12 protein-coding genes are annotated in these 13,631 nt (G+C 66.4%); 6 read left to right on the top strand and 6 right to left on the bottom strand.

Annotated features, from left to right (window positions below; translation table 11 throughout):
- Positions 1-23: 23 nt before the first annotated feature.
- Both ACX12D_RS27600 and ACX12D_RS27595 read left to right on the top strand, forming a co-directional pair.
- Entirely contained in the window at positions 24-530 is a 507-nt protein-coding gene (locus ACX12D_RS27600) for an OmpA family protein (RefSeq protein WP_459374210.1), read from the top strand.
- A 2-nt stretch (positions 531-532) separates the two neighbouring features.
- On the top strand, positions 533-1,618 hold the full coding sequence (locus ACX12D_RS27595; protein WP_459374209.1) for a hypothetical protein: 1,086 nt from the start codon (positions 533-535) through the stop codon (positions 1,616-1,618).
- A 4-nt stretch (positions 1,619-1,622) separates the two neighbouring features.
- On the opposite strand, the gene ACX12D_RS27590 is transcribed toward ACX12D_RS27595, so the two are convergent.
- From ACX12D_RS27590 to ACX12D_RS27580, 3 genes are all read right to left on the bottom strand, one after another.
- Complete coding sequence (locus ACX12D_RS27590; RefSeq protein ID WP_459374208.1) at positions 1,623-2,609, bottom strand: hypothetical protein; 987 nt, start codon at positions 2,607-2,609, stop codon at positions 1,623-1,625.
- A gap of 10 nt (positions 2,610-2,619) precedes the next feature.
- A complete protein-coding gene (locus ACX12D_RS27585) occupies positions 2,620-3,183 on the bottom strand; it encodes an adenylyltransferase/cytidyltransferase family protein (protein ID WP_459374207.1) in 564 nt (187 codons plus the stop codon).
- Positions 3,184-3,333: 150 nt separating this feature from the next.
- The gene (locus tag ACX12D_RS27580) at positions 3,334-5,331 is read right to left on the bottom strand and encodes an autotransporter family protein (protein WP_459374205.1); all 1,998 of its coding nucleotides are present in this window, start codon (positions 5,329-5,331) and stop codon (positions 3,334-3,336) included.
- Between the two features lie 76 nt (positions 5,332-5,407).
- Between ACX12D_RS27580 and ACX12D_RS27575 the strand changes: the two genes are divergently transcribed.
- Together ACX12D_RS27575 and ACX12D_RS27570 are read left to right on the top strand one after the other, a co-directional pair.
- Positions 5,408-6,214, top strand: a complete 807-nt coding sequence (locus ACX12D_RS27575; RefSeq protein WP_459374204.1) for a hypothetical protein — start codon at positions 5,408-5,410, stop codon at positions 6,212-6,214.
- A 468-nt stretch (positions 6,215-6,682) separates the two neighbouring features.
- Complete coding sequence (locus tag ACX12D_RS27570) at positions 6,683-7,513, top strand: alpha/beta fold hydrolase (protein WP_459374203.1); 831 nt, start codon at positions 6,683-6,685, stop codon at positions 7,511-7,513.
- A 67-nt stretch (positions 7,514-7,580) separates the two neighbouring features.
- Here ACX12D_RS27570 and ACX12D_RS27565 read toward each other — a convergent pair whose 3' ends face one another.
- The gene (locus tag ACX12D_RS27565) at positions 7,581-8,660 is read right to left on the bottom strand and encodes a Leu/Phe/Val dehydrogenase (RefSeq protein ID WP_459374201.1); all 1,080 of its coding nucleotides are present in this window, start codon (positions 8,658-8,660) and stop codon (positions 7,581-7,583) included.
- A 371-nt stretch (positions 8,661-9,031) separates the two neighbouring features.
- On the opposite strand from ACX12D_RS27565, the gene ACX12D_RS27560 reads away from it, so the two are divergent.
- On the top strand, positions 9,032-9,469 hold the full coding sequence (locus tag ACX12D_RS27560) for a universal stress protein (protein ID WP_459374199.1): 438 nt from the start codon (positions 9,032-9,034) through the stop codon (positions 9,467-9,469).
- Between the two features lie 94 nt (positions 9,470-9,563).
- On the opposite strand, the gene tdh is transcribed toward ACX12D_RS27560, so the two are convergent.
- Both tdh and ACX12D_RS27550 read right to left on the bottom strand, forming a co-directional pair.
- Positions 9,564-10,619, bottom strand: coding sequence for an L-threonine 3-dehydrogenase (gene tdh, locus ACX12D_RS27555; RefSeq protein ID WP_459374197.1), 1,056 nt, complete (start codon positions 10,617-10,619; stop codon positions 9,564-9,566).
- Between the two features lie 57 nt (positions 10,620-10,676).
- On the bottom strand, positions 10,677-11,879 hold the full coding sequence (locus tag ACX12D_RS27550; protein WP_459374196.1) for a glycine C-acetyltransferase: 1,203 nt from the start codon (positions 11,877-11,879) through the stop codon (positions 10,677-10,679).
- Between the two features lie 257 nt (positions 11,880-12,136).
- On the opposite strand from ACX12D_RS27550, the gene ACX12D_RS27545 reads away from it, so the two are divergent.
- Positions 12,137-13,600 carry an ABC transporter substrate-binding protein gene (locus ACX12D_RS27545; RefSeq protein WP_459374195.1) on the top strand — a complete coding sequence of 488 codons (1,464 nt, stop codon included), beginning with the start codon at positions 12,137-12,139 and terminating at the stop codon, positions 13,598-13,600.
- Positions 13,601-13,631 lie beyond the last annotated feature (31 nt).

Raw genomic sequence — 13,631 nt, 5'->3', positions numbered from 1 at the left:
GAACGAGAATAGGAGCATCTTTCATGCTATTGAACTTGCGAGCCGCTGGCAGCCGCGGCATCGCTGCCGCCATGATTGCCATCACCCTTGCGCTTGCTGCCTGCCAGTCGGTGCCGGCCCCGAAGCTCACGCCCGCGCAAGTCGAGGCGTTGCAGTCGCAAGGGTTCCAGCTCGCCGAGAACGGCTGGGAGCTTGGCCTCTCAGAGAAGGTGCTGTTCGGCCTGGACGAGGACGTGATCAGCGCGGACCGGCAAGAGGCGGTGCAGCGGATCGGCCTGGCGCTATTGGCCGCGGGCATCGATCATGTGCGCCTGGACGGGCATACGGATGACTCCGGCCCGGCTGAGTACAACCAGCAACTGTCGGTCCGGCGCGCGGAGGCGGTGGCGAAGGTGTTCGCCACCACGGGGTTCCGGGCGGAGAATATCCAGGTGCGCGGCCTGGGCAAGAGCAAGCCGGTGGAGGACAACCGCACCGCCGCGAGCCGCGCGGAGAACCGGCGCGTGGCCATCGTGGTCACGATCGAGTAGGCATGGCAGCCCAGCTATCAACAACCTCGGGCCAAGCCGGTTCCGGCCCGTCCGCTGCTGCTGAGTTCAACGCGCTGTCACAACGCTTGCAGGCAGGCGGCGTGATTCCCCCCGACGATATTCGCAGGTGGTGCCACCTTGGGCTGGAGCTGGGGCAGCCCGGCCTCGTCCAGACCGTCTGCCAGAACCTGCTGGCGGCGCCCGGCGTGCACCCGGCGCTGCGTCCGTACTGGCTGTTTTTCCTGGGCGGGGCGCTGCTCCACCAGCGGCGCGTGGAGGATGGCGTGCTTGCCTTGCGCCAGGCGCTTGAAGCCCTGTGCGTGGCCCCGCTGATCCACAACCCGCAGCCCGTCATGCGCCACCTCGCCGATCCGCAGATCGAGGCGCTGCTGTGGCAAGCCTTGGCGCAGCTCGCCGCTGGCGGCGTGCGCGCGTTCGCCCATGCGGGCACCTTGCTCGGCCTGGTGCGCGAGAATCGTCTGTTGCCGTTTGACAAGGACCTCGACCTGGGATTGCTGGTGGAAGAACTGCCCGCCGCGCACCAGATCCTGACGCGCCATGGCTGGCAGTGCCCGCCGCAGGTCTTTCCCATCGACAACATGGCGACCTATCACCACCCGGCGCGGGACGTGGTCCTCGATCTTTGCGGCTTGGCGCCGCAAGCGGATGGCGCGAGCCTGCTGGGTGGCTTCTGGATCAACCACGGCACGCCCGCCAGCCATCAGCGCGTCACGCGTTTTCCCGGCCCGCTGCGGCTGGAGCGCCATGCCGGGCCGGCTGGCGAAGTCTGGCGCCTGCAGGATCCCGCAACCTGGCTGGAAGCGTTCTACGGCAAGGCGTGGCGTCTCCCGGACCCGGCCTTCGATACCATCATCGGGGCCCACAACCTGGTCGGATTTTCCGCGTTGACGCAGTGGTATGCGTATTCGCGCATTACCAACGCCTGCCTCAACGGCTACTGGGAAAAGGCATTGCGCCTGACGCATCTCGTGCTGGAGCGGCATACACCGGAGGATGGCTTGCTGCTGCGGATTGCCAGCATACTGGACGGCCACGTCGCCGGGGCGCGCCCGCACCGGGTGAATTGACGCGTCAGCCGCCGCGCCGCGCCATGAAGGCGAGCAGGTCCAGGTAGCGGGTGGCTGAGTTCTCGTTGTCGAAGCAGGCCGGCAGTACCAGCCGGTTGCCCGCCAGCCGTGCGTGCGGCCGCAGCAGCACGACGGATTCCGGGCTCAGGGCAAAGGCCTGCGGCCCGGCATCGACGGGCGAGAGCCGGACCAGCCCCTTGAGCTCGCCGCTGGCGCACGCAGTGTCCAGCGCATCCAGCAACCCGGCCTCCGATGGGGGCCGGGCGAGCCCGAAGCGAAAGTCGATCAGCGACACACCGGTATAGGGAATCAGCACATAGTCCACGCGAAACGCCGCCGGCGCGAGGAAGGGCAGCAGCCGGGGCCCTTCGGTTTCCAGCGTGCACGCGCGGCGCTCGGGATGCGGGTGGTTCGCCAGCCGGTGCGCGGGGACGTTATGGATGACGCTCACCTCGGCATTGTCCACACCGTAGTGCCGCTGCAGCCAGTGCGCCAGCGGCACGAACGCGTTGACCGTGCAGGAGCCATAGGAAATCACCTCGGCCGCCGGGTCGAAGGACGCATGGTTGTAGCCGAACACCAGCGTCTGGTCGGCATCGTGGCAGGTGGCCGAGACCAGCACGCGCCGGGTTTGCCCGGCGAGGAAGCGGCGGCATTGCCGCGCGTCCGGTTGCGCGCCCGAGCATTCCAGCCACCAGTCGGTCTGGCCGAGCCAGGGAGCGTGCTCCGCCGGGCCGTGGCTATAGGCAATATGCAGCGTGGCTTGTCCATGCCTGGCGATGAGCAGGGCATCGCCCTCGGCGCGGATCTGGCAGTCGGAGAAGGAAACCTTGGTGTCTTCGGCCAGCACGCGCACGGCCGAGGCCAGCGTGTGATGCGCGTCGTTGATGGCCGTGATGTGCACGGGTGGATCGGGCAGGTCCAGCCAGGCCCGCAATAGATGCAGGCCGAAGCGGCCCAGGCCGTTCAGGCCGGCTGTGATGGTTGGCATTGCCCAGGCCTCACGCCGGCAGGCTGTTCAGGATGCGCTCGCGCAGCGCCGTGGTGGATACCTCGCTGGCGCGCGGCGTCCAGGTCAGCCCGATGCCCTGCGCGGCCAGGCGCGGCGCCAGGCGCTCCCAGCGCGCGCTGCCGCGCCAGTCTTCGCCAATGAAGACATGGTTGATCGCCAGCCTGGCCAGCCAGCGTTGCGCGGTCTCGGTGTCGTCCAGGCTGCCGAGCTGGGGCAGTGCCTGATCCACCCAGCCCAGGCCGCGCACGATCTCCATGCGCTCGGTTTCCGGCATGGCGGGAGCGCGTTGCTTCTTCGCCAATACGGTGGCGTCGCGCGTCACCGCGACGACCAGGGTCTGGCAGCGCGCGCGTGCAAATTGCAGGTAGCGCAGGTGGCCGACGTGGAACAGGTCGAAGACGCCCACGGCCAGGCCGCGCGCGGGAAGCGGCTGGGCCGGGGCAGCGGCGTCGCCGCTGGCGTGAGGATGTTCGTCGGTCATCGAGTAGAAGGCCATGGGTATGAAGTTGCCTTGGGCATCGGCAAGGGGGCCGATGCCGGCGTCGGCCGCCATGATAGTGCCGCAGGCGCGGCGGTAATCCGGGGAATAAAGGGGGAAGACGGGCGGGAGCGAAGCGAATGCCGCGCACGGGTGGCGTCCCGTGCACGGCAGACGAAGGCAGGACGCCAAGCGGCACCCCGCCTCACTGCAATGACAATCCAATCAGAACGGCAGGCGGACCTTTACCGAAGCGGTCTGGTTGGTAAAGCGCTCGCGCACTTCCGCGTCATAGCGCACGCTGACTTCCATCGCCTTGCTGCTGGTGACGACAAAGCCCAGGCCCGCACGCATCAGCCAGCGCGACGGCGCCATGCCGCGCGTGACGAACTGGGCGCCACCACCTACATAGGCCGCGGTGATGGCCGACTGCTGCGCCAGCGCGTCATACCCCACGCCAAGGTTGGCGCTGAACATGGCGTGCTCGGTCAGCGACTGGTTCAAGCGAGCCTCCGTGGACAGGATCAGCTCGCGCGCCGAGTTCTTCGCGACCGCCAGGCTCAGCGCATCGGCGCCGGTCTCGGTGTAGGCCGCATCCTGGATGAAGGTGTAGTCGGCACGCAGCGACGGCGTGAAGGTGGTGGTCGGCTGCAGGTTGAAGACGCGGCCGATGCCGGCGCCGACGTGCGCGTTCCAGCTGTTGTAGCTCGACGACGCACGGCTGTTCAGCCCGCCGAAGTTGATGTTGCGCTGGCCCTCGTTGCGGCCCGCGCCCAGGTCGGCCTGCACGCTGATGTCGGTGCGCGGGTCCAGGCTGTAGCTGCCGTAGCTGATCAGGCGGTAGCCGTCGACGCTGGCGCTTTGCGCGGCCACCGGCGAGTTGCCGTCGATGCGGCTGTGCATGTAGGAGAACGCACCGCCCACGCGCACATTGTCGGAGACCACGGTGTCGGCGCCCAGCACCATGCCGTAGGTGTTGGCCTTGTAGCCTGCCACGCCATCGCGGTCGCCCTGCTTGGCCCACGAGCCCACGGGCTTGAACCAGACCTGGCGGTCGCTGACGAACTCGTCGCCGGAGGACAGGCCGCGGTTGGCTTCCTGGCGGGACTGGATCACGCGGTTGGTGGCGTGCATGGCGGCGGAGTTCACGTCCGTCATGCCGGCGACCATCAGCGGCAGGGTCTGCTTGACCGCGTCCGACACCGCTTGCTCGGTCGGCAGGGTGCCCAGGGCAGTGATGACCGGCGCCATGGCTGCGGGCGCGCCCGCGCCTTGCGAGATCAGGGCGTCGAGCACGCGCGCGGCGCCCAGTCCCGGGGTGTTCTGCGCGCCGGTCACGCTGCTGACCACGGTGATCACCGGGGCCGGCGCCGGCGCGGGCGTCGGGGTTGGCGAACTTGGCGAGGCCGGGTCCGGCGTCGGAGTCACCGGCGCGGCGGAGCAGGACGAAGCGCCTGCCCTGGCCACGCACAGGTCGACGGCATTGCCGTTGCGGGTGGCGATGAAATCGAACAGCGCGCTGTTGTCGGTCACCGTGAAGGTCGGGCCGGCCAGCAGCTGGGCGGCGGAGATCACACCGGGCTGCACGCTGGTGCCCGCGACGAGCGACGGCGCGCCGACCACGCTCACATTGATCTTGTTGCTGGCGGACAGGTCGGCAGTGCCCCTCACCACCAGCTTGCCATAGGTGCCCTTGGCACCCAGGCCGGTCTGGAACACACCGCTTGCGGCTTGCGTGTAATTGCCATCGATGGTCGCGGTCGTCCCGGCCGCAACGGCCAGTGTGCCGGCGTTGTTCAAGCCCGAGGCCACGTTGATGTAATGCCCCATGTTGAACACGGCGCTCTTGGCCACATTGAACGTGTCCACCTGGAACGTGTTGCCCGACGTGAATGTGCCGTTGACGTTGACAGCGGACCCGGCTTGGCCAGAGACCAGGCCGGTCACGGTGGCGGTGGCGCCATCCAGTTCCAGCGTCGCTTTGCCCAGCATGACGGCACCGTCCAGGCGGCCGGCGTTATGGATGCCGTTGGTGATCTTGCTATCGGCGCTGATACTGATGGCGGTCCCGGCAGAGATCGTGCCGAAGTTGTCAATCCGGTCCACCGTACTGTTCAGTACATTGATACCGGTGCTGAAGCCGCCAGGAGAGGATGCCGTGATGGTCCCGGTATTGCCAACAATGCCAACCGTACTCCCGGAAATGCCGATACCGATTGCCATGCCCCCCGCGAAAGTGTTGGGGAACATGAAGCTGGGGCGGGAACCGCCAGTGGCGGAAATGGTCCCGGCGTTCTGAATGGACTGGACGCTGCTTGAATCGATCCTGACGCCAGTAGCCGCGCCACCTGTGTCGCTGATCGTCCACGCGCCTTGCATATTCCCGCCAATGCCGGAGATGGTCGCGCTCGCGTTGTTTTCTAGCGCACCCAGCGTGCCTGACGAGATGCTGACGCCAATGCCCGTGCCGGCGTGCCCAAATGCACCTGTCTGGCTGGCGCCGTTTGAGCCGCCTGCGCCACCGGTGCCGGTGATCGAGCCATTATTGGTGATGGTCGCGACGTTTGCTGTCGACACGTTGATGCCGATGCCCGCCGCGCCCGCACCGCCATTGGCTCCAGGGATGGGCGATGGATTGCCACTGCCACCGTCCCCGCCCACGCCGGAGATCGAGCCTTTGTTGGTAATCACGCCGACGGTAAGCACGCCGGGAGCCATTGAGGACACGCTGATGCCCGTGCCGACGCCGCCGTCTCCACCCGCGGGCGATTGCATGGAGGTTGAATTGGCGCCGTTCAGGCCAGTGCTCGAGATGCTGCCCTGGTTTTCGATGAAAGTGACCGGGGCAAACAGCCCTCCCGAAGGCGTCGCCACGCCGGGGCCGCCCACCACGCTGATGATGCCGCCGGGGGTGGTGACGAGCAGGCTGCTGGCTGAAGCCAGCGTGCAAGTGGCCGTGACCGTGTTCGAGATCGTGTTGGGCGACAACGGCTGGCATGAAGCGCCTGACGCTGCCGCGGCAGGCAGCGCCGCCAGGGAGCCGAGCGCCATGATGGCGGCGGTCGCGATGGACCGCGGCATGGAGGGGGGCAATGCAATCCGGTGAGGCAGATCTGCGGGGTGGATGCCGGTGGCAAAGCTGCCTTGCCGGACGTTGCTGCGATGGCGTTTCATTTTTCCTGGGACCCTGTTGGGCAAGTGGCCGCTGTCGGCTTGCCGCTTGTTGTTGGCTTGATTTTTTTCCTGATAGAACGACTAGCAAAAAGGAACTAGTAAAAAGGAACTGAAAAAAGACTAGATTCCGCTGATCTCTTCCTTTCCTCTTCCTCTCCAAGTCGCGCGAGCTTCGCGTGTTCCTTTGCGCACCGATCCTATCCAAATCCATCGCCGCAAAGCTTACAAATGCTGACATTGGCCGCTGGTCATGCTTTGCCTGGTCCAATTGGGCAGGCGTTGCGATAGACTTGCCGCTCGTTACTGGCCCGCTCTGGTTTTACGTGTCCTCGGATCAAGCGCACGGATCCAGATCTCCTGTGACAAGTCCTCCCCAGGCTGCGCAAATAGGCTTCCCTTCGTGCCAATAAGAATCCTGATCCTGCTGGCGGCTATCCTGCTTGGCGCCTGTACCCATTTCTCGCCCGCGGCCCGCCGGGAGAACGCCGATGCGCTGGCGGCGGCGCGGGGCTGGCAGCCGTTGCGCCTGCCCGCGCGGGAGTTCGTGCTGACCGCGTATGCGCCGGCCAGCGTGGTGCCTGCGCATACCCTGGCCATCTACATCGAGGGCGATGGCCTCGCTTGGCTTAGCGCCGCGCAGCCCTCCGACGATCCGACGCCGTTGCGCCCGGTGGCGCTCGAGCTCGCGCTGCGCCAGGAGCATGGCGCGGCGGTGTACCTGTCGCGGCCATGCCAGTTTGTGCAAGGGGAGGATTTCCGGGGCTGCAAGACGGCCGACTGGACGGACCGGCGCTTCTCTGCCGAGGTGATCGACGCCAGCAACCAGGCCATCGACGCGCTCAAGCAACGCTACGGTGCGCGGCAACTGATACTGGTGGGGTATTCGGGCGGAGGCGCCGTGGCGGCGCTGGTGGCGGTGCGGCGCCCGGATGTCGTCCGGCTGGTAACGGTGGCGGGCAATCTCGACCCGGTGGCCTGGGCCGCGCTGCACGGCGTGCCGCCGCTGGCCGGCTCGCTCAATCCCGCCGACGCGTGGCGCGCCTTGCAGGACATCCCGCAGCTGCATTTCGTGGGCAGCCGCGATACCAACATCACGCGCGACGTGGCGGCCGCCTATGCGTCGCGCTTCCCGGCGGACCGGCAGCCCGCCATCAGGATGGTGGATGGCGCCACGCACACCTGCTGCTGGGCCGAGAAATGGGCTGCCCTGTGGCCGCAGGCTTTCCCATAGGCAGCGCAAGCTCTCGCGCCGTGCGCGAGAGCTTGCATCGGGTGTGGTGCTTTCCTAGGCCGGCAAGTCAGGGCGCCAGCGGCGCCAGCTTCTCCTGTGCCCAGTTGACCGCCTCGCGCGCGGGCGCCAGTCCGCTCTTCTCCACGCGTTGGGCCAGCGCGAACACGCGCTCGCGGATCCGCGCCACCTCGGCCAGCACCGCCGCTTCCTCGGCGCCGCCCAGGTACTCGCGGGCGCAGCTGATGATGCCGCCCGCGTTGATCAGGAAATCCGGCGCATAGAAGATGCCGCGGCGTTGCAGCGTGTCGCCCTCGTCCAGCGACGCGAGCTGGTTGTTGGCGCCGCCCGCGACGATCTTGAACTGGCAGCCCTCGGCTACCGCCGGGGTGATCACCGCGCCGAGCGCGCAGGGCGCGAACACATCGGCGGCCACGCTGGTGATGGCGGTGGTGGAGACCACCTGTGCGCCGAATTGCTCGCGCGCCTGCTCTGCCTTGGCGCCGTGGATATCGGCCACGATCAGCCGCGCGCCGGCCGCATGCAGCTGGCGGCACAGGTCCCAGCCCACCGAGCCGAGGCCCTGCACGGCAACGGACACGCCTTGCAGGCTGTTATGGTCCAGTACGTAGCGCACGGCGGCCTCGATGCCGACAAACACGCCATAAGCGGTCTTGGGCGACGGGTTGCCGCCGAAGGTGCCCTCGCGCGGCATGCCGCTGATGTAGCGGGTCTGCGTGCGGGCGGCGACCATGTCTTCCACCGTGGTGCCGACGTCTTCGGCGGTGATGTAGCGGCCACCCAGCGATTCGACCATGCGGCCGAAGGCGCGGAACAGCTTGGTGCGATCGGTTTGCGCCGGGGTGCGCAGGATCACGGCCTTGCCGCCGCCGAAGGGCAGGTCGGCCAGCGCATTCTTGTAGGCCATGCCTTGCGACAGGCGCAGGGCGTCGGTCAGGGCGTCGCTCTCGGCGGGATAGGCCCAGTAGCGGCAGCCGCCAAACGCGGGGCCAAGGCTGGTGCTGTAGATGGCGATGATGGCCTGCAGGCCGGACTCGGGATCGGTGGCGAGCGTGACGCGCTCGTGGGATGGGCCTTCGCCAGTGCCGAACAGGCGGCCGGCGGCCTCTGCGTTGATGCGTTCAGTCAAAGCGTCTTCTCCATGAAGATTGGGAGCGCAAAGGGATACCTTCGCTTTCCGGGTGCACCGCATTGGGTTGCAAGGCAGTGCAGTTGCAACGGCAGCCGTCGGGAGCCGCCGTCTCGATAAGGCCGGGCTGCCATTGTGTGGCTGTCCGGCCTCGGGTAAACGCTGGGTGCCGCGTGGTGGCGCGGAACCGGTGCTGGATCTTACCGGCAAATCGCGGGGAGATGAAGGGCGCGCACGGTGTGTATGTGCGTGTGTGGCGTGTGTGCGGCACCGGCACATCTATACTTGGAGCGAGGTAATCCTCAACCCGAGCGAAGCGTGGGAGGGCGCCTGTGCGGTGGCCTCCGCCCTTCGCGTGCCAGGAGGGCACCATGTTCCAGCATCTGCTGCTGCCCGTCGACGGCTCACCCCTGTCCGAAGCCGCTTTCCGCAAGGCCCTGGTGTTCGCCCGCGAGGCGCGGGCCCATGTCACGGTGATCCGGGTGATCCCGGACTTCCATGTCTATACCTACCAGGTGGAATTGCTGGCCGACACCCGTACGCGGTTCGTGCAGGAAGCCACCCGCAATTCGGCGGACTACCTGAAAACCCTGGCCGCCGAAGCCGAGGCGGCGGAGGTGTCTTGCGAGACCCTTAGCGTCATACATGACCACCCCTATGAGGCCATCATCCAGGCCGCCCGGGAAAAGGAGTGCGACCTGATCGTGATGGCCTCGCACGGGCGGCGCGGTTTGCAGGGCGTGCTGATCGGCAGCGAGACCAACAAGGTGCTGACGCATAGCAATATCCCTGTGCTGGTGTATCGCTAGCGGCTCACCGCAGTTGGCTCACGTTGTGCGGCGCTAGCCACCTGCGGCGTGGCAGCGTCCAGGCAAGACATGGATGCGCCACTAGCATGCGCTTCTAGCCCGCGGCAGTCGCCGCCTTGTCCGGCCGCGTCCAGTCCAGCACCACCTTGCCGCTGTTGCCTGACAGCATGGCGGCAAAGCCGGCCTCGTAGTCGCCCACGCTGAAGCGATGCGTGATCATCGGCGTCAGGTCCAGCCCGCTTTGCAGCATGGCAACCATCTTGTACCAGGTCTCGAACATCTCGCGGCCGTAGATGCCCTTGATCTCCAGCCCCTTGAAAATCACCTGGTTCCAGTCTATCGCCATCTTCGATGGCGGAATGCCGAGCATGGCAATCTTGCCGCCGTGGTTCATGTGCTCGAGCATGGTCGCAAAGGCGGTCGGCACACCGGACATTTCCATGCCCACGTCGAAGCCTTCCGTCATGTGCAACTCGGCAGCCACGTCTTTCAGGTTTTCGTGCTGCACGTTGACGGCGCGCGTGGCGCCCATCTTGCGCGCCAGCGCGAGCCGGTACTCGTTGACGTCGGTGATCACCACGTTGCGCGCGCCCACGTGCCGAGCGATGGCGGCAGCCATGATGCCGATGGGGCCGGCGCCGGTGATCAGCACGTCCTCGCCCACCAGGTTGAAGGACAGTGCGGTGTGCGTCGCGTTGCCAAAGGGGTCGAAGATGGCGGCGATCTCGTCCGGGATGTCGTCGGGAATGCGGAACGCGTTGAAGGCCGGAATCACCAGGTACTCGGCAAAGGCGCCGGCGCGGTTCACCCCCACGCCTACCGAGTTGCGGCACAGGTGGCGGCGCCCGGCGCGGCAGTTGCGGCAGAAGCCGCAGGTGATATGCCCCTCGCCGGAAACGCGGTCGCCAATGGCCAGCCCGCGCACCTCCTGCCCGATGGCGACGATCTCGCCGACATACTCGTGCCCCACCTGCATCGGCACGGGGATGGTGTTCTGCGCCCACTCGTCCCATTTCCAGATATGGATGTCGGTGCCGCAGATGGCCGTTTGCCGGATGCGGATCATCACATCGTTGTGGCCGACTTCCGGCTCGGGGACGTCGGTCAGCGTCAGGCCGGGTGCGCGTTCGAGTTTGGCGAGGGCTTTCATGGGGGAGCCTCCTGCTTGCAGCGTGGTTGAAGCGCTTGGGTGACGCCTGAGCGCCGCTCAGGCGATGGCGCCGAACTTGCGGCCTACCTTGGCAAACGCGGCCACGGCCCGCTCGATCTGCTCGGCCGTATGCGCTGCGCTCATCTGCGTGCGGATCCGTGCCCGGCCCTTGGGCACCACCGGGAAGGAGAAGCCCACCACGTACACATGCTCCGCCAGCAACGCATCCGCCATGCCGGTTGCCAGCGCGGCGTCGCCCAGCATCACCGGGATGATGGGATGCTGGCCCGGCACCAGCGTAAAGCCCAGCGCCGTCATCTCGCGGCGGAAATGCTCGCCGTTCTCCCGCACGCGCGCGCGCAATGCCGCGCCTTCTTCGCTGGCCAGCAACTCCAGCACTTGCAGCGTGGCGGCGCAGATGCTCGGCGCCAGCGAGTTGGAAAAAAGATAAGGCCGCGAGCGCTGCCGTAGCAACTCCACGATTTCCCGGTGCGCCGCCACATAGCCACCAGAGGCGCCGCCCAGCGCCTTGCCCAGCGTGCCGGTGATGATATCCACGCGGCCCTCCACGCCACACAGCTCCGGCGTGCCACGCCCGTGCTCGCCCACGAAGCCCACCGCGTGCGAATCGTCGACCATCACCAGCGCCCCGTAGCGGTCCGCCAGGTCGCAGATGGATTTGAGGTCCGCGATGATGCCGTCCATCGAGAACACGCCGTCGGTGGCGATCAGCTTGAAGCGCGCGCCGGCGGCATCCGCCTCCTGCAGCCGGGTCTCCAGGTCGGCCATGTCGTTGTTGCGGTAGCGGTAGCGCCTGGCCTTGCACAGGCGCACGCCGTCGATGATGCTGGCGTGGTTGAGCTCGTCGCTGATGACGGCGTCCTGGTCGTCGAGCAAGGTCTCGAACAGGCCGCCGTTGGCGTCGAAGCAACTGGAGTAGAGGATGCTGTCGCCGGTGTGGAGGAACTTGGCGAGTACGGCTTCGAGGGTCTTGTGCACGGACTGGGTGCCGCAGATGAAGCGGACCGAGGCCATGCCGAAACCGTCTTGCTCCAGGCCGCGCCGGGCGGCTTCGATCAGGCGGTGGTCATCCGCCAGGCCCAGGTAGTTGTTGGCGCAGAAGTTCAGTACGTGCTCGCCGCCCGCCAGCCGGATATCGGCTGCCTGCGGGCTGGCGATGACGCGCTCGGATTTATGGAAGCCGTCGGCGCGGATGGTGCTCAAGGTGTCGCGAAGGTGGGAGAGATAGCGGTCGCGCATGGAAGGTCCCCGGCTAGGTTGTTGGGCGGCGTGGCTTGCGCCAGTCTCCATGGTATGGCGAAAGCCGGGAAAATACCGCTTTTGCCGTGCGCGTGTTTTGTGCTGCGCTGCGCAAGCGCTGGCCGGCGCAGCGCGTCCGATGCTGCTATGCGGCAGCCGCCGCGCCGGCCCCTGGATCGGATCGAAAACGCAATGAAATCAAGCCTTTGTCTCTTTGCCTTAGGGTCGGCAACTCCTATCCTTAAGTGAGGCTGCGCATGCCGCCGCGATCGGCGCGCATGCCGGCTACCGGCTTGCTGGCGGAGGCGGCCATGAACGAAGACGTACGGATTGCTCCTATCGCGCGAATCATCTATTCGCGCCGGCACGAATCCACCGGCACCCTTGTCTGCCACAACGCGCGGCGCCGCCGCCTGATCCAAGCCGCCGCCGCTACCGCGCTTGCCGCGGGGCTTGGCCCCTTGGTGCTGCCACGCCGGGCGCAGGCAGCCAGGCACACCTTGAAGATCCTCCAGTGGAACCACTTCGTGCCGGGCTATGACAAGTGGTTCGATAACACCTATGTGAAGGAATGGGGCCAGCGCAACGATACCGAGGTCATCGTCGATCACGTGGGGATTCCCGCGCTGGCCACGCGGGCCGCCGCCGAGGTATCCGCCCAGAAGGGGCACGACCTGTTCATGTTCCTGTCGCCTGCGCCAGTGTACGAGGAGCAGGTCATCGATCACCGCGAGATTTACGAGGAATGCCAGCGCAAGCATGGCAAGCCGGTCGAACTGGCGATCAAGAGTACGTATAACCCGAAGACGAAGAAGTACTTCGGCTTCTCGGACAGCTTCGTGCCGGACCCGATCAATTTCCGCAAGGACCTGTGGGACGAGATCGGCATGGCTGCGCCGGACAGCTGGGACGACGTGCTGAGCGCGGGCCGCAAGATCAAGCGCAATCGCAACGTGCCGGTGGGCATTGGCTTGTCGGCTGAACTCGATACCGCGATGGCGATGCGAACCATCCTCTTCGCATTCGGCGGCTCGATCCAGGATGAGCGCCATACCGTCGTGCTGAATTCGAAGAACACACTGGAGGCGGTCAAGTTCGTCAAGGCCCTGTACCAGGAGACCATGACGCCGGAGGTGCTGGCGTGGGATCCGTCTTCCAACAACCGCGCCATGCTGGCGGGCAAGATCTCGCTCTGCCTGAACGCCATCTCCATCACGCGCGAAGGCGAGAACAAGAACATTCCAGTCACGCCCGATATCTGGCTGACCCAGGCCTTGCGTGGCCCGGTGCGTCGCATCGGCATGGAACACGTGATGGACTGCTACGTGATCTGGAAATTCGCCGAGAACATAGCGGGTGCCAAGAAGTTCCTGCTGGACTATATCGACAACTTCCACCAAGCCTTCCTCGGCAGCGAGTTCTACAACTTCCCCTGCTTCCCGAGCACGGTCCCGGACCTGCAGAAGCTGATCGCCGATGATCCCAAGGCCCGCCCGCGCGACAAGTACAAGGTGCTGGGCAGCCTGATGAACCAGGCCACCAACGTCGGCTACCCCGGTTATGCCAATGCGGCTATCGACGAGATCTTCAATACCTGGGTGCTCAACACCATGTTCGCCAAGGCCGCCACCGGCGATGAAACGCCGGAGAATGCCATCCGCGCTGCGGAATCCACGTGCAAGCGGATCTTCGCCAAGTGGCGGGAAAAAGGGCTCGTATGAGCCGCCCTTGCCGGGCCGGAGGCATCAGGAT

The organism is Cupriavidus sp. PET2-C1, assembly GCF_054515855.1.
The sequence above is the reverse complement of the archived record's forward strand: the minus strand, read 5'-3'. Positions and strand labels throughout refer to the sequence as shown.

What these genes read in the sequence shown, in the direction of transcription:
- ACX12D_RS27600 (WP_459374210.1), top strand. Translation starts at nt 24, where the DNA reads ATGCTATTGAACTTGCGAGCCGCTGGCAGCCGCGGCATCGCTGCCGCC.
- ACX12D_RS27595 (WP_459374209.1), top strand. Translation starts at nt 533, where the DNA reads ATGGCAGCCCAGCTATCAACAACCTCGGGCCAAGCCGGTTCCGGCCCG.
- ACX12D_RS27590 (WP_459374208.1), bottom strand. Translation starts at nt 2,609, where the DNA reads ATGCCAACCATCACAGCCGGCCTGAACGGCCTGGGCCGCTTCGGCCTG.
- ACX12D_RS27585 (WP_459374207.1), bottom strand. Translation starts at nt 3,183, where the DNA reads ATGGCGGCCGACGCCGGCATCGGCCCCCTTGCCGATGCCCAAGGCAAC.
- ACX12D_RS27580 (WP_459374205.1), bottom strand. Translation starts at nt 5,331, where the DNA reads ATGGCAATCGGTATCGGCATTTCCGGGAGTACGGTTGGCATTGTTGGC.
- ACX12D_RS27575 (WP_459374204.1), top strand. Translation starts at nt 5,408, where the DNA reads ATGGACTGGACGCTGCTTGAATCGATCCTGACGCCAGTAGCCGCGCCA.
- ACX12D_RS27560 (WP_459374199.1), top strand. Translation starts at nt 9,032, where the DNA reads ATGTTCCAGCATCTGCTGCTGCCCGTCGACGGCTCACCCCTGTCCGAA.
- tdh (WP_459374197.1), bottom strand. Translation starts at nt 10,619, where the DNA reads ATGAAAGCCCTCGCCAAACTCGAACGCGCACCCGGCCTGACGCTGACC.
- ACX12D_RS27550 (WP_459374196.1), bottom strand. Translation starts at nt 11,879, where the DNA reads ATGCGCGACCGCTATCTCTCCCACCTTCGCGACACCTTGAGCACCATC.
- ACX12D_RS27545 (WP_459374195.1), top strand. Translation starts at nt 12,137, where the DNA reads ATGCCGCCGCGATCGGCGCGCATGCCGGCTACCGGCTTGCTGGCGGAG.